This window comes from Bradyrhizobium sp. USDA 3256 (genome assembly GCF_054058275.1).
This window is the reverse complement of the sequence record NZ_JBSSAE010000001.1, coordinates 262163-277736: the sequence shown is the minus strand read 5'-3', so window position 1 is coordinate 277736 and position 15574 is coordinate 262163. Positions and strand designations below refer to the sequence as shown.

Annotated in this window: 8 protein-coding genes and 5 pseudogenes; 5 read left to right on the top strand and 8 right to left on the bottom strand. The window is 60.4% G+C overall.

Annotation, left to right across the window (positions count from 1 at the left end):
* Nucleotides 1-69: 69 nt before the first annotated feature.
* Both istA and ACVWY5_RS01435 read right to left on the bottom strand, forming a co-directional pair.
* Nucleotides 70-1503: pseudogene (gene istA / locus ACVWY5_RS01440) on the bottom strand (IS21 family transposase); the annotation flags it as partial.
* Nucleotides 1504-1909: 406 nt separating this feature from the next.
* Nucleotides 1910-2937, bottom strand: a pseudogene (locus ACVWY5_RS01435) (IS110 family RNA-guided transposase).
* Nucleotides 2938-2960: 23 nt separating this feature from the next.
* Between ACVWY5_RS01435 and ACVWY5_RS01430 the strand changes: the two are divergent.
* From ACVWY5_RS01430 to ACVWY5_RS01415, 4 genes are read left to right on the top strand one after another with little or no spacing between them, the layout of a single operon-like run.
* On the top strand, nt 2961-3995 hold the full coding sequence (locus ACVWY5_RS01430) for a hypothetical protein (protein WP_321177189.1): 1035 nt from the start codon (nt 2961-2963) through the stop codon (nt 3993-3995).
* Complete coding sequence (locus tag ACVWY5_RS01425; RefSeq protein WP_321177190.1) at nt 3992-4132, top strand: hypothetical protein; 141 nt, start codon at nt 3992-3994, stop codon at nt 4130-4132. Before ACVWY5_RS01430 ends, ACVWY5_RS01425 begins: the two co-directional genes overlap by 4 nt.
* 2 nt (nt 4133-4134) lie before the next feature.
* Complete coding sequence (locus ACVWY5_RS01420) at nt 4135-4605, top strand: hypothetical protein (protein WP_038378117.1); 471 nt, start codon at nt 4135-4137, stop codon at nt 4603-4605.
* 12 nt (nt 4606-4617) lie between these two features.
* Nucleotides 4618-5067: a hypothetical protein gene (locus ACVWY5_RS01415; protein WP_028338071.1), complete on the top strand. Its 450-nt coding sequence runs from the start codon at nt 4618-4620 to the stop codon at nt 5065-5067.
* Nucleotides 5068-5074: 7 nt separating this feature from the next.
* Here the strand turns inward: ACVWY5_RS01415 and ACVWY5_RS01410 are convergent, their stop codons facing one another.
* From ACVWY5_RS01410 to ACVWY5_RS01395, 4 genes and pseudogenes are all read right to left on the bottom strand, one after another.
* Nucleotides 5075-6274: an MFS transporter gene (locus ACVWY5_RS01410; protein ID WP_028338070.1), complete on the bottom strand. Its 1200-nt coding sequence runs from the start codon at nt 6272-6274 to the stop codon at nt 5075-5077.
* A 366-nt stretch (nt 6275-6640) separates the two neighbouring features.
* Nucleotides 6641-6766 carry a helix-turn-helix domain-containing protein gene (locus ACVWY5_RS01405; RefSeq protein ID WP_321177191.1) on the bottom strand — a complete coding sequence of 42 codons (126 nt, stop codon included), beginning with the start codon at nt 6764-6766 and terminating at the stop codon, nt 6641-6643.
* Between the two features lie 382 nt (nt 6767-7148).
* Nucleotides 7149-7991: an IS5 family transposase gene (locus tag ACVWY5_RS01400; RefSeq protein ID WP_028338069.1), complete on the bottom strand. Its 843-nt coding sequence runs from the start codon at nt 7989-7991 to the stop codon at nt 7149-7151.
* Nucleotides 7992-8077: 86 nt separating this feature from the next.
* Nucleotides 8078-8335, bottom strand: a pseudogene (locus ACVWY5_RS01395) (transposase); the annotation flags it as partial.
* A 670-nt stretch (nt 8336-9005) separates the two neighbouring features.
* On the opposite strand from ACVWY5_RS01395, the gene ACVWY5_RS01390 reads away from it, so the two are divergent.
* The gene (locus ACVWY5_RS01390) at nt 9006-13964 is read left to right on the top strand and encodes a Ulp1 family isopeptidase (protein WP_321177192.1); all 4959 of its coding nucleotides are present in this window, start codon (nt 9006-9008) and stop codon (nt 13962-13964) included.
* A gap of 167 nt (nt 13965-14131) precedes the next feature.
* Here the strand turns inward: ACVWY5_RS01390 and ACVWY5_RS01385 are convergent.
* Together ACVWY5_RS01385 and ACVWY5_RS01380 are read right to left on the bottom strand one after the other, a co-directional pair.
* Nucleotides 14132-14953 (bottom strand): annotated as a pseudogene (locus ACVWY5_RS01385) (IS5 family transposase); the annotation flags it as partial.
* 68 nt (nt 14954-15021) lie between these two features.
* Nucleotides 15022-15561 (bottom strand): annotated as a pseudogene (locus ACVWY5_RS01380) (IS66 family transposase); the annotation flags it as partial.
* Nucleotides 15562-15574 lie beyond the last annotated feature (13 nt).

Genomic DNA, 15574 nt, shown 5'->3' with positions numbered 1-15574 from the left:
GTCTTTGAAGGGAGCACCGTTGCGCAAGGCGCCGGGTTTGCGGGCCAGCACCGGCACATAATGCCAGGGATCGTAGACGGTATCGCCGCGGCCAAAGGATCGCGGGTGCTCGGCAACGATGCGTCCATCCTGACGGATTACAATGCGATCGGCATAGGCTTGAACCTCGACTGGTCGTCCGACTGCATTGGCTGCGACCGAGTACTTGTTGTTGTCGAAGCGCACCAGGCAGGTCTTCGAGACCGATGCCGTCACCGCATGGAAGCCGTCGAAGCGGCCGGCATAGGGAACGAGCTTGGGGCGTTCGGCTTCGAACACGTCCCAGATCGTCTGATCGACCAGCTCCGGATGGCGATGCGCCTTGGCGTAGGCGATGCATTTGTCGAGCAGCCAGGCGTTTAACTCGTCGAGGGTTTTGAACCGTAGCCGCGGCGTAAAGAAGCGTTCCCTGACCAGCCCGACCTGGTTCTCGACCTGCCCCTTCTCCCAGCCCGACGCTGGCGTGCAGGCGACCGGATCGACCAGATAGTGGCTGCACATCTGCAGGAAGCGGCGATTGTAGAGACGCCCTTTACCGACGAAGATCGTCTCTACGGCGGTCTTCATGTTGTCGTAGATGCCGCGGGTGCAGGTGCCTTTGAACAGGGCGAACGCCCGGTCGTGGGCGTCGAACACCATCTCCTGCGTCTCCCGCGGATAGGCCCGCACGAACAGCATGCGGCTGTGACAGAGCCGAACATGGGCGGCCTTCACCATCACCGTGGTGCCGCTCAGCAAGACCACCTCGTGGCTCCAGTCGAACTGGTAGGCTTCGCCGGGGGCAAAGCTCAGCGGGACATAAGCGGCCGCAGTCGATTGCCCGCGCTCTTTGCTCCACCGCCTGGCGTAACGCCGCACCGCATCGTAACCGCCGTCATAGCCGCGGCCGCGCAGCTCTTCGAAGATCCGGATCAGTGTCAGCTGTTCCTTTGCGAGCCGCACCAGGATCTCGCGGGCGCGGTTCAGAAGCCGCGCGTCGGTCGGGAACATCACGTTCTTGGGCTGCACCGTGGTGTCGACGATGACGCGATTGAGGTCACTTGGCTTGATCGCCTTGGTCTTGGTGGCAACCGAGAGGCTCTCCTGCAGCAGCGCCTGCAGCTTCTCCTCGCCCATGCGCTGGCGCCAGCGCGTCAGCGAGGAGCGGTCGAACACCAGGCGGTGCTGGAAGAACTCCTCGCCGCAGAAGAACTGGTAATAGGGGTTCTCCACCCAGCGCTCGCACAGCACTTCGTCGGACAGGTCGTAGGTGTGCTTGAGGATGGCCAATCCCGCCATCAGCCGCGTCGGCAGCGGCGGCCGGCCCGGCTTGTCCTCGTAGACCGCGCCGAACCGTTCCGCGAGGAACGACCAGTCGATCGTCCGCGAAAGCTTCACCAGCGCATGGTTCATGTCGATGATCGCGTCCAGCCGTGAGCGCAGGAGATCGGCCTGTCCGCTGTCCCGTCGTTCCTTCGGTCGCATCGTCCCCTCCGATGCGACCCACGGAATCACGACCCGCCATTCGAGGAAATCGCAAAGAATGAAATTGCAGGCTTTCCGGCCTTCAGCTGGCAATCTCAAACCTCGCTCCGTTCCCAAAATCGACTCCCGCCCAATGGCTTGGCAGGTTCTTCACGGCCGACTGTCTAGCGGGCTTGGCAATCGACGTCGTTGGCGGCTTCAGCGGGTTGGGTTGATGTCGTAGCTGGGGTCATGGTCCTTTCCGAGGTCGCGAGCGCCTCATGATGATGTCCGGATCGGGCGCCTCAACGTTTGCAGCGGAGTGCGGGCGAACCGCCACCAGCCGATTGACCGAGGTCACCACGACCACCGTCCCAGCGGGACATCGCCAGTCCGGCGGACCGGACCAGGAACTTGCGAGCAGATATCAGATTGGCTTCGGCTGGCCCCGGTCGAACGATGTGCCATCAACCCAGATGCAGTGGAGAATCACGGCGATCTTTCGGGCGATGGCGACCTTTGCCTTCTTCATGCCGATCCGCTTGGCGAGCTTCATGCCCCAGGCCTTTAGCGAAGACCACTTTTTGGTTCGATAAAGAAGGACAGTGGCGGCCTCGAACAAGTAAGTTCGGAGAAGCCGGTCGCCCCATCGAGATATCTTTCCGGTGGTGTCGGTTTCGCCGGATTGGCTGCGCCTCGGCGTAAGGCCTAGGTAGGCGCCGACCGTCGAAGCCGATCGGAAGCGCGAGGGGTCATCGATCGTGTGGCGGAAAGTTAAGGCCGTCACGACACCGACCCCCGGGACCGTCATCAGGCGACGCGTCGTCTCGTCCAGCTTTGCCAACCGGCGGACCTCGTTGTCAAACTTACCTTGTTGTTGACAAACGTTCTCATGGATCGAGAGCCGCGGCGATATCACGCTGAGAAGCAAATGATCGACGCCCAAGAGTTCTCTGACCTGGTTGCGGAACTGTTGGCCGATCGCGCGAGGGAATAGCAACCCACATTCCTTGATCAAGCTGCGAACCTGGTTCTCGATGTCTCGGCGCATTGACACTAGCCGAGATCTGGCGACAAGGATCGCTCGGATCTTTGGCTTTCCTCACTTTTGACTTTGACCTCTCGATACCATCCAACCCGCACCAGTTCGGCAAGGCCTCGCGCATCATTCTGATCGCTCTTGTTCATTCGGACCGACAAAGCTGCGTGCGCATGCCGAGCGTCGATGCAGACCACCGGCAGCTCAACCCTGCGGAGTTCATGCCATAGCCAACTCGCCATCGCACCGGTCTCGAAGCCGATACGCTCGGCATGAGGCGCATGTTTGCCAAGCAGGTCAGTCAAGGCACCAGGATTAGACTTGGCGTTTCCTTCGAAGATTACTTGACCAGTCTCGTTGACAACGCACACAGCGGTTTCTCTCTGTGAGACGTCCAGCCCGACGTACTGCTTCATGGGAGCTCCTTCGAATCATTTGATTGCGAGGGCTCAACGATAACGGAGGTTGTCTGCCACGAGCGCCGGCCGCAATTACGTCATCGTTTGCAAATTTGCCCCGCGTCGCACATCCGGATTTCATTTTCGATCTTCGCGACAAGGGCGGCTTTGGCGACGATCGTCAGCCTTGCCAGCCCTTGGCTCTGCTGGTTGCCGAGTTCATTGCGCGCCTGGCTGGAAGCCTGTTTCCCGAGACGCCACATCCCTCCGGCGGCTGGAACGGCAACACCAACGCGTGGGATGCCTCCGAGTATGTTCGCAGCCTGATCAATGTCATCTCAGCGTCGCCAAGCGAGGCCGCAACCGATACCCTGGGTCGGCTGAATGCCGACCCAGGGCTGGTCTCGTACCGGCCTCATATTCTTCATGCGCTAGCGAACCAGAGGCAACGGCGGCGTGATGCCGAATACGATCGACCCGACTGGCCGCAAACGATAGCGGCGCTGCGCAATGCGGCTCCTGCGACCGTGGCTGACCTCTATGCCTTGCTGGTTGCGCATCTCGGTGACCTCGGGCACAGCATCGCCCGGGCGAACACGGACATCTTCAAGCAATTCTGGAATCTCGATTCCTACGCGCGTACGATGGAGCCGCGGCCGGAAGAAGCGTGCGGCGACAACCTCGTGACGCTCATGCGGCCGTCACTGTTGCCGCTCGGAATTACCGTTGAGCCGGAAGGCCACATGGTCGCGGACAAGCGCGCCGACATTTCGGTGGCAATGCCGTCGCGGAAAATCCTGTGTGAGCTCAAGCGCGACTATCACGCCGAGGTATGGACGGCCATCGAGGGGCAGCTCGAGCGCTTCTACGCGCATGACCCGGATGCCAAGGGCTTTGGCATCTATTGCGTGTTCTGGTTCGACAAAAAAAGACCTCATGCTATTCCGGCTCATCCGAAAGGATTGGCCGCGCCGAGGAGCCCCGGCGAAATGGAACAGATGCTGAAGGATTTGATGCCGGAAAGCACGCGCAGCCGTCTCACCGTCATCGTCATCGATGTTTCGGGCGAGGTTTGACCTCCGGCCGCGTGCAGGCGCTGCATGGCTATTTTTTCGTGGCGACTTTCTTCTTTGTCGCCGCTTTCTTCTTCCCCACTGGTTTCTTTTTTGCAGGGGGCTTCTTGCGGGCAGGGCCGCTGCGCGCGCGCTATTGACGATGCCCTCGACCTCTTCAATCTCGGCGTTCAGGTTCTCGATAGCTGCAATCAGTTTCCGGGCCTTGGCTTTGTTCGGTGAGGCTCTTTTGCATCCAGTACGTGCCCGCAAGGTCCGGTACTACGAGGATCCGCAGTTCCAACGCCGGATCTTGAAGCTGTCGGGTACGGGGCCAGTCATCTCTGCCGCGCAGCCGGACGACTGGTCAGACCGAACGCCGATTTCACCATCGACCCATCTGCTTGCGGCGTTGAAGCGCAGCGGGCGCGATGGGAATGGTGGCATTCGCCGCGAGCCCGAACTCCCGCAGCAGGACGAAGTCGTGATCACGGCGCCGAGCGCCGACAACGAATTCGATGCCATGCTCGATGACGGCGATGCTGACGCCGCGCAAGTGACGGCCCTCAACCCCTCGACGCAGGGCCTTGCCCGTTCCATCAGCCTCGACCCGGACGATAAGATGCGCCTTTGAGCCGGAGGCAACATGAAGAAGGCCCAGCTCAGCATCTATCTCGATCTAGAGACCTTCCGCAGCTTTGAGGCCTTCGTAAAGCGTCAGGGCAAGCCCAAGTCGCTAGTTGCCGAGGCTGCCATTGCCTCCTTCCTGTCTCCTGATGAGTCCGACCGGCGGGAGGCGGCGATCGCCAAACGGCTCGACCGGATCGTGCGCGTGCTCGAGCGGCTTGAGCGTAATGACGGTGTCACGCTGGAAACGATTGCCCTGTTCATCCGCTTCTGGTTGACGGCGACCCCTGCATTGCCGGAGCAGTCGAGCCCCGCAGCGCGCGCCAAGGGCGCCGAACGCTACGATCGCTTTGTCGAAGCTCTCGAGCGGCAGCTCTCCAGCGGATCGAGCGTTCTTAAGGAAGTGAGTCTCGAATCACACGGCGCGGGAAGTCTTGACCGAACAAGAGACGAGGCCGACTCCAGTTGATCAATCGTCATTTCCTTCGTGCCACGCTCGCAGCTTCTGCTGGTGCCGCATCACGCATGAAGGCAAGCGCCAGCCCGATGCCGAGGAGGCCAATTAAGATAGATGCCGCGGCGAGTGACCTGACCCCGCTGATCTCAACGAGGATGCCGCCGAGAAACGCACCAATGGCAATCCCGGCGAAGGTGGTCGAGCTGTTCATTGCCAGGACCAGCTTCGACCGATCCTCGGCTAGGCTGAGGAGCCGGTGTTGGATCGGAACGAGGTACATGTAGCTCACGTTGCCCCAAAGGAAGGCGATGAGCACGGTGAGGGTACCATGATGTCCGAATGCAACGAGGCCTACGAGCAGGATCAGTTGTGCCCCCACTGCTGTGATGAGGATCTTGTAGGGGCCGAAACGATCAGTCAGGAACCCGCAGGCCACGTTTCCCGTAACGGCTCCGAAACCATAGGCAAAGAGCGCGGCCGAGAGGAGCGGCACCCCGGCAAACAGGAAGCCGGTTATGAACACGCTCACATAGGAGTAAACGATGAACTCGGAAACCACGACGAATAACGTCACAGAAAGGACGCCGTAGACAGTCTTGGAGAAGTCCTTCGAGGTCAGACCGTCTCCGCGCTCCGGCGCCTTGGCGGGGATGATGCGCATCATCGGAGCAAAGATTAGCAATGCGAGAAGCCCGGTAATGACCACGAAACCGAAGGCGAGGCGCCAACCGATCGCATCTGCGATCCAGCTGGTCGCCGGAACGCCGGCCACTTGTGAAACGGTCATGCCGCCGAAGATGAGCGACAACGCAATCCCTTTGCGCGCAGGCGGGAGGAGTTCCGCGGCCAGTGCGGTCGCCGCCGGGGTGAACATCGCCGCGCCGTAGGCCGAAATGACGCGACCTGCAACAAGGGCCATGAAATCCGGGGCGATCGCGCAGATCAGGTTGCCGATGATGAAAATTGACACGGACATGATCTGGATATTGCGGCGGCTCATTCCCCTGAACACCCAGGCATTTAGCGGCGCGAAGATCGCGTAGCAGAGCGCGTAGATCGAAATGATCCAGCCCGCCGCACCCGTTGAGATCGTCAGGTCACGAGAGATCACATCGAGCGCCCCGATGATGACAAACGTGTCCAGGCCGATGGCGAAGGCACCGATTGTCAAAGCAGCGACGACGAGTTTCGTTCGCGCATCGGCAAGGGATGAAGTCATGACGGGTTTCGTTCGGGTTTGCGCAGGCAGAGCGACGGGCAGCTCCGGCTGCTGCCCCTAATTCGTCCCGGATGCAGCAGCCAATGATCACCACCTCGCCAAGCTTTGTCGCGATATTCGAACGCCAATCTGCCGCACGTGATTCCTGCAACATAAACGCTTTCAAGGGGCTTTTTCTTGAATCTGTTCTTTAAGGCATCCCGAAAGCCGCTGGAGTGGCCTGTAGGCGCAGTATTTCTGCAGCGACAGTCAACGCATCGATTAGGTCTGTGAGCGAGAGCAGAGCCTTGTTAGCGTTGCGCGCCGAGTCGAAATTGCCGCCAAGTGCCGCTGCATCCTTGACGTTGGTGTGCCCGATTGCCCGGCTTACCGCTTCTTGGAAATCAGCGCTGCAGGCCCGCCAGCGTGATACGCCTTGAGCAATCGGAACACCTGTCGCGTCGTGACGCCCGTCAGCTGCGCCGCTTCGCTCGGTCTCTCTAATGAGGCCAAGTGTGACCTTTCTAACGGTGGTCTACATACTTTGTCAAAGCGATTTAGAGATGCGACATCCTCGGCAAGATAGAAATGCGACAGTCCGGTGCGTTCAACGGTAGGGCGGAGCCGTGGACCGTAGTGGCAGGTAGCCCTTTGTTCGATCAGCGGGAGGCGGTCGATTGGTCGGGACGCCCATCGTCCCGACGCCTCCAGGCGGGCCGCCGCGCGCAGGGCGGGTCAAGCGGCGCGAAGCGGGACCGGAGCAGCCCGGAGCCACGTGCAGCCGAAGGCGGACGTGGCGAGGACTGCGAGGACCCACCCGCTTGATGCGCCCGAGCACGATGGCATTCGCGGATCCCGCAGATAGACTGTCAGCCGCGCGGGTTTAGAGCCTGACTCAAACTTGCATTGCTGTTTTTACCGCTGCGATGCGCCTTGTCATGAGTTGGACAGAGGCGAGGAAGAGCCAGGCAGTTGCGCTTTCGATGGTTCGCTCGAAGTCCTTGGCCAGTCTGCGGTTGCGGCCGAGCCAGGCGAAGGTTCGTTCGACCACCCAGCGCCGCGGAAGCACCTCGAAGCCCTGTGCGGCATCGGAGCGCTTGATGATCTCGACAGTCCACCGGCCGATCTTTACCAGCACCGCCTTGAGCTTTTCGCCGGCATAGCCGCCATCGGCGAAGATATGGCGTAGCCAGGGGAAGCGGTAGCGAATGCTGCACAGGACATCTGGCGCGCCATCGCGATCCTGGAGGTCGGCAGCGTGAACGATCGCGCCGACCAGGAGCCCTTGGGTGTCGGTGACGATGTGCCGCTTTCGACCCTTGATCTTCTTTCCCGCGTCGTAGCCGCGAGGGCCGCCGCCTTCCGTGGTCTTGACCGATTGGCTGTCGATCACGCCGGCCGTCGGCGAGGCCTCCCGGCCGATCGCCTCGCGCGCCAGCATCAGGAGTGCGTGGTTGATCGATTGCCACAATCCGCTGTCGCGCCATTGGTAGAAATAGTACTGCACCGTGGTCATTGGTGGAAACAGAGTGGGCGGCAGCATGCGCCACGGCAACCCGCCGCGCAGCAGATAGAGCACTGCCTCGACGATGTCGCGATAGCTCCATTTCGGGCGCCGCCCCCGCTTGGCCCGCACAGGAAGCAACCTCTCCAGCACGCCCCATTCCGCATCCGTCAAGTCGCTTGGCAAACGCAGCTCCTCTCGGGCAAACTGTGCCCGGGTGATATCAGTCCACATTCTCGATCCCTTTGATGCTTCGCAACACCAATGGAATCAGAACGCGCTGATATCACTCAACTTATTTTTCGGTCGGACACTTAGGAATCGTTCTCCAGCGTCAGTTCTCCGATCTTGGCGTGCAGCGACTTCACGTCGATCGCAGGCACGGCGGGCGCGGCGCCGCCAGGTCCAAAAACTCCGGAAGCTCCACCCTCCAGCTGGGCTTTCCATGCCGTAATCTGATTGGGGTGAACGTCAAAGTGCTCAGCCAGTTGAGCGATCGTTCGGTCGCCCTTGACAGCGGCCAGCGCCACCTTCGCCTTGAAAGCCGGTGTGTGGTTCCGGCGTGCGCGTCTCGTCATCGTCTCTCCTGATTCGCGGCCAATCTTGCCCGCCGTCAGGCAGAAACTCCACTTATCGCCCTGTTCAGATTTCTGGAGCCGGCTCTGTCCACTTTAGGGGTCCCGACGACGCCGATGGGTGTCATTTTTCGATCAGCATTCACACGCTATGGCCAGTATCCGCCGAACCTGGTCGCCGGCCGAACACCGGCTGGAGAGCACGCGCAGTTCGCTGGCCGTGTGCTCCATCCTCGTAATTTCCAAAGCCGCGCCCATCCAATGCCTGCCTCCCGCATGTGTTTCCCCACGCCGCAGCATTGATTCAGAATTCGCCCCTCTCTGGAATCTGGAGGGTTCTGTGAGGTCGCGGAGGAAAAGGAAAGGTCAGCCACGGGCTCTGTCGCGACCTCACAGAAGCCGGATTGAACGAAGCCGCGGAGTTGTGGGGCGCTATGGCGATAGTCAGCCCAACAATTGGACGCCGTTTGACGATCCTCGTCAGGTTCTCGACAGCTATCGCCCCTAGCCGGGTCTCCAGAGGCGGTCATGGCTGCCTATCGCAAGGAAGAACATGGAGCGCGGTTGGGGTGCTTGGATGCGGCATGTTGGGACGTTCAGGGCGTTTTCTGATCACCGCCGCGCAGCCGACCCGGTTTCCAGCAAATTGCAGGTTTGCGGAAAGTGACAACGAATGGAGTTCCGATCAACCAAGTGGGTGCGTCAACGATCGGCCAGCGCCGGCCCGCAAGAGAGCCCAGCGATTCCGTCCGCAGATTCAGCGGACTTTGAGCAGCAGCTGAGCGAAATCCGCAATTCAGGCGGTGGGGTGCTGATGCAGCCGCTCAGCCATCAACCGGGGGGGGCGGCATTGGAGACTCAGTCCATCCCGCAAGAGAGTGGGCCGGTAGATGCGCCAGCGACGCATAGTAGGGGCGGTGGGGCGATGCTGGTGGACTCGGCGCAGCCGATCCAGTCAAATGGGGTTTTGGTCGGTCACAGCAACCGCCCCGTTTATTTCCAAGATGCGCTCATTATTTCAAGGCTTAAACCAGCCCTCATCAAAGGCGGCGCTGCGGGGTGCACGGCAGGAAATAATGTAAACAATCTTCTCACTCTCGACCGCTGGCTTTTTGAAAACAAGAAAGGGACCATTGCTGCGCGGCTTGATGACCAGTCGCTGAGAAATGACGTCGAGGAGTTCATAAAAGCGGGCGGTACCAATAAGGTCCGTACAGCACTAGATCATCTTCGCACCTCCGAGATCGCGGGCGGAGTCGTCCCGATTGCGGGCGTTGTCAAGTTGACTCCTTATCCAGAGGACGCGGCTCTCATCAGGCAGTTTAAAAACGAAACACGAACCGCTACCGGCCGGAACAACGCAACTGCTCTTACCAGGTTAAGTGACTACCTACGCGAAAAGAACAAGCCGAGCATTGCTGGCCGGCTTTCCGACAAGTCGCTGGACAATGATGTCGGCGATTATAAGAAAAGGCCCGGATATGATCGGAGTATCGGGTACGCATTAGGTCGTCTTCGACAATCCCAAGCGGGCACACAAGTGATGGAAGTGGAGCGCCACATTCCGCGCGCTCCATATTCTCAAGATGCGGTCCTAACGGGGCTGACGTGTACTGGGGACGTTGCTACGCAGCACAGCTTGTCGGAGGTAGCTATCAGCTGGCCAGAGGTCCTTCGTGCCGAATGTCACGATGAGGATCTTCCTTTGGGGTGGATGGACGAACCCGACCTCTCGTCGCCTTTCCAGTCGAGTACCCAAGTGGGCGCATCGCCCGCGGGGGAGCCGCTCATCGTGCAACAGAGCGTGCAGGACCACTCGTCAACTCCGTATGAGGACGGCGGAACGATGCTAGGCACCTCGCCAGCGCAGTCGGCTCGGTCAGCTGCAGCTTACGTCGATGGAAGTATGCCCCCTCTCTATTCCGATGACGCATCCCTTATCCTCGGCCTCGGGGAGACCGTCGTCGGGTCTAATCGAGAGCCGTTGCTAAACTTAGCTCGCTGGCTCTTTGCAAGCGATAAGCCGGGTATTGTTGCTCGATTGCACGACGACTCGCTCAGCCGGGATGTCGAAGAGTTCGAGAGAAGCTGTGGCTCCTCATCCGTCGTTACGACCTTAGCTCTTCTGAGGGCTCCCCGGTCGGCGAACGTAGCTCCGCCGCGTGTGAGACGCGTCCTGAATCCCTATCCCGAAGACGCGGCCCTCGTGTACGAGTACAAGAAAGCGCCTGCGGAAGGGTACACGCGAGAGACCTCCAAGCGCTACGCAACCCTTCTTGCCGATTTCAGTGCCTATCTGCGTAACAAAAAACGGCCAGGCATTGCCGCTCAGCTTTCCGGCAGGTCGCCGCATGAATTGGACAAGGATGTCGAGGGCTATCAGGGCTCCGGTGGCGAGCGAAAGATCCGTACCGCACTGGCTCATTTTCTAAAGTCGCCGGCAGGCGTCAGGGTGAGGGAGCTCGAGCGCCAGTTTTGCACCCTTCCTGATCTCGGCGTGGTCCCGGCTGAGCCGGGGCACGTCGGAGATGATGCTTCGCACCACAGTGCATGGTTACGATCTGTGAGCTCGGCTGAGGTTCACCCTGCGGAGGGGTACGACCAGGACTTGGGTTCCGAGATGATGGACGAAGCTGGCCCATCGTCGGCGCTTGAGCCCACCGCGAAACTCGCTGCCTCACTACCGGAGAGGCAGCCCATAGCGCAGGCGAGCGCGGGCGAATACGCTCCCACATCGCAGGAAGGCCGAGCAGCTCGCGCGTCCTCGCTACAGTCAGGCCAGTCGGCTTGGGCTTTCGTCGGTCGCATCGGGGATCCCCTCTATTCCCGGGACGCATCCCTCATCGATAGACTACGGCCAGCACTCATCAAGCGCGGATTCAAGCCGCGCACCATCACCGATAATGTCAATGCTCTTCTCAGATTTGGGCGTTGGCTCCTTAAGAACAAAAAGCCGGAAATTGCTACTCGGCTTAACCACGAATCGCTGGATGAAGATACCAAGGCATTCGACAAGACTCCGAACCAGTCCATCCTTAGGGCATTGGGTCATCTCCGGGCCTCACAGTCGGAAAGCGGGGGCCCGCCAATCGCAGGCCGCGAAGAATTGACTCCTTACGACAATGATGCGGCGCTCATTAAAGAGTACAAAGCAACCGCCACCAAGAGTTGCACAACTAGCGAATACACAAACGCTCTCAGCAAATTCAGTGAGTACCTTCGCAGGAGCAACAAGCCGGAATTTGCTGCTCGGCTCTACAATAAGTCGCTGGATGAAGATGTCACGGCTTACAGGAAAGAGCCCGGCAGCTATCGGAGGATTGGCGCCGCACTGTCTCACCTACGAGAATCGCCGACATGCGCTCGAGCGATTGAACTTGAGGAACCACGCGAAGAGGTCGTCATCAACGATGAGCGAGACACACAAGACACAGCGGAGTTAACGCTAGCGGAGAACACGGGTGCTTCAGAGGATTCGCGAGCCGTTCCCGCTGAGCGCCAGCTCGGCGGGAGCGATTACTTAGGCGGTCGTACGCTACAGGCGGGGCGAGGTCAGGTTGCGGCGGAGACCGCGTCACAACACGGCGCGGCGCAAAGGCCTTTCAACTGGCCAGAGGAGCTCCCTCCGGGGGAGTATGACCACAGTCTTCCTGAGCAAACCTCAATGTCGCCGGCAGAAACTAACGACCAGATGTTTCTCGAGTACGCCGCGAGCGGGTACCAGGCTCACGGTCGTGGCGACGCCGTTGAGCACCGTAAGGACTCCCACGAGCCATTGCATGCGCTTGATACGAGCAACCTTCCGTCAGGCGAAGGGGTGATGATCAATTATGAAGGCCGAACAGTGGATTTCGCACCGGCGAAGAGGCGGAAGATCCTAAGTCCGCAAAGTCTTGCCACGACCTCCCACTCGGCCAGCGAAGTTGTGACGATCGCAGGGGCCTTTGAGGGGTCTGCCTATCCCGACGACGCGACCTTGATCAAGGATTATAAAATGCAAGCTGCGATTGAGGGCACTTCAAGCAGAGCGAAGGGTTATGCGAGCGTTCTCATTCATTTCAGTCGCTACCTCCGTCAGAACAAGAAACGCAGCATTACTGCCCAACTTAACGACACGTCCGTCAGTGAACTGAATCACGATGCCAACCGCTATCGAGAAGCCGGCGGTTATAGAGCTGTCAACGCGGCGCTGGCTGATCTCCGGGACGGAGGGAGCAAACGCGTGCCCGCTCCCTTGTACTCTGAGGATGCCTCCCTTATTGCAGGTCTCGAGCCCGCACTGATCGGCGCGGGGTACGAAGCGATCACTGCCAAAACCCAATATGTTCGTCCTCTTCGCAGATTCAGCCGGTGGCTAGTTGCAAACCGCTGGCCGGGAATCGCCGCTCGGCTCGACGATGGCTCGCTGGACCGCGATGCCGCGGCCTTCGAAAAAGGGCGAAAGAGGCCAACCGTTCCTACGGCTCTAGATCGCCTCCGGGACTTCCGATCTGAGCGCGGAATAGCATCGATCACAGTCCGCCGGAGGAACGTTCTGGGCCTCGATGTGGAGCACAATTGGCCAGAGAAGCTCCCTCCGGAAAGTGACGATCACGATCTGCTTTGGGGGATAGAGGAAGACGGCCCATCGTACGGCGTGCCCCTCCCTGAACGAACGCAACAGGTAGAACAAGCTTCACGGGAGGAACCTGCTGGGTCCACCTCAACGTGGTCGCTACGGGTACCGTCTGACTTTGATTGGAGTATGTGGCCGGCCAAGGAAGCCGAGCCATCATTGCCTGTCGCGGCTCAGTCGCCGTCGACACCGCAGGAGGTAGAACAAGCTCCACGGGAGGAACCTGCCGGGTCCACCTCAACGTGGTCGCTACAGGTACCGTCTGACTTTGATTGGAGTATGTGGCCGGCCGGCGAGGCCGAGCCATCATTGCCTCACGCAGCTCAGTCGCCGTCGACACCCTACGAGCTGCGTGACGATGCCCACTATGCGTTTCCGCGCAGTCCGACCAATGCTCTACTCGGGACCTCGACTCTGACAGTCTCGATCCACGGACCTGGCGGGCAGTTGCTCGACGACATGGAATGGCTGGGCGATGAGCATATTGCGGCGGATTACGCACTCCTACTACGAGACTTGCATAAGCATAATTCGGATCTGGCGGCCCGGACTCGCCTCGTGGACCCTGCAACAGCACATGTGCTGCGCAGGACCCTGAACGAGGACGTCCTCCTGGAACACTTGCATGGGATCGTCAACGACCAGGATGGTAACGATACCGCCCGCTTCCTGTTTCTGCCAGTGAACGATGACGAGGGCGACGGCGGCCACCATTGGTCCCTGCTGTTCCTTGATCGCGATGCGCCGGAAGGGCCGGTTGCCTATCATTACGACTCCGCCGAAGGACGCAATCACACCCATGCAGCAAAGCTCGCAGAAGTGCTGCATGCCCGCCTCGAGCGACGCCCCATAGCCCAGCAGCGGAACAGTTATGATTGCGGCGTCTACGTGGCGGATGGCACGCGAGAGCTGGTTAGCCAATTGTCGCAAGGACGACGGCCAGAGCTGCTAAACCTCGACAACCTCGTCGCGAGTCGGCGGGCACTGCAAAACCGTCTTAGGGGTCGACCACGTTGATGGACACTCCCAACGACTCGCAATGTGAGGACGAATACTTTGTCGTCTGTGAATGCTGATCGAAAAATGCCCCCCATCGGCGTCGTCGGGACCCCTTCAGGCCATTGATTTCATTGAATTGAAATGATGGGACCCCCACGCCGATCATGGTTGAGACCCCGCGCCGAAACACACTCCACCTCCGGGGCATGGAAAGAATACAGCTTCCAGCCACGTTGGCGCTGCTGCTGCGAGCGGATCTGGCTGGCTCGGCCAAGGGGGAGTACGAACGCCTCCTCCAGTGCCGGCTCGTCTTCGATCTTGCGACGGATGTCGCGAATGATCCGTCCCAGCCGGCTGCGCAGGACACGCAACTGCCGCTGATGCCGCCCGAATTGTTTGGCATGAGCGTAGCGACCCGCCATCATCGCGGCTGCCTTGGCCACGCGAGAATAGGATTGCCGCAGCCTGACGCCGTGCTGTCTCGCCAGGCGGTTGAGACCTCTGATGGCTGCATGCAAGAGCTTGGCATCAGTCGGAAAGGTGATGGCCTTCGGCTGCACCGTCGTGTCGACCGTGACGCGCTTGAGGTCCTGACCGCGCAATGCGCCGGCCGCGTGCGCCACCCGCAGGCTCTCGGCCAGCAGCAGCTCCAGCTTGTCGCCAAGCCGCTTGCGCCAGTGGCTCAGGTCCGAGCGCTCGTGCGGGAAGGTGTGCTGGAAGAACTCTTCGCCGGTGAAGAACTGGAAGTACGGATCGTGGACCCAGCGCTCGCACACGCCCTCGTCGGACAGCCCGTAAATCTGCTTGAGCAGCAAAAGCCCGATCATGAAGCGGGTCTCGATGCCCGGCCGGCCGTTCTCGCTGTAGAGCGGAGCGATCTCGCCGTCGATCCAGTCCCAATCGACCTTGCCGGCGAGCAGAACCAGCTCGTGCTTCATGTTGATGATCTGATCCAGCCGTGCCCGGAACAGGTCATTCGACCCCGTGGTCTTGTGCTTCGTACGCATACGACGAAGACCGCGTGATTGACGTACGCGCGCGGGCACGGCGAACTCTATGATGGCTTGCGTGAAGGTCAGGCGGCCTGCTGACCGGCGGGCTTGTCGGCTGGGCGCAGGAGCTTCCATTCCCAGGGCAGCAGTTCGTGCAGACGCGATGCGGGAAGATCGGCGATACGGGCGAGGATGTCGGCGAGCCAGGCCTTGGGATCGACGTCGTTGAGGCGACAGGTCGTGATCATCGTCAGCATGATGGCGGCACGGTCGGCGCCACGGCGGCTGCCGGCGAAGGTCCAGTTGCGCCTTCCCAAGGCGATGCCTCTCAATGCGCGCTCAGCACAATTGTTGGTCAAGCAGATCCTGCCATCGTCGAGGAAGCGGGCGAAGTCGTTCCAGCGCCTGAGCATGTAGTTGATCGGCTTCAGGACCTCGGAGGAGCGCGAGAGGGTTTCGCGCTCACGCAGCAACCAGACGTGCATGTCCTCGAGAAGCGGCTTGCTCTGTTCCTGGCGCACGGCGCGCCGCTCGTCGGCGCCGCGGCCGTTAATGGCGCGCTCGATCTCGAACAACGCATCGAGGCGTCTGACCGCCTCCAGCGCGATCGGAGAGACCGGTTTGAGCTATGACGGA

Bases quoted from the DNA above. Each gene is read 5' to 3' on its own strand.
- ACVWY5_RS01410 (WP_028338070.1), bottom strand. From the start codon at position 6,274: ATGACTTCATCCCTTGCCGATGCGCGAACGAAACTCGTCGTCGCTGCT.
- ACVWY5_RS01420 (WP_038378117.1), top strand. From the start codon at position 4,135: ATGCCCTCGACCTCTTCAATCTCGGCGTTCAGGTTCTCGATAGCTGCA.
- ACVWY5_RS01415 (WP_028338071.1), top strand. From the start codon at position 4,618: ATGAAGAAGGCCCAGCTCAGCATCTATCTCGATCTAGAGACCTTCCGC.
- ACVWY5_RS01390 (WP_321177192.1), top strand. From the start codon at position 9,006: ATGGAGTTCCGATCAACCAAGTGGGTGCGTCAACGATCGGCCAGCGCC.
- ACVWY5_RS01400 (WP_028338069.1), bottom strand. From the start codon at position 7,991: ATGTGGACTGATATCACCCGGGCACAGTTTGCCCGAGAGGAGCTGCGT.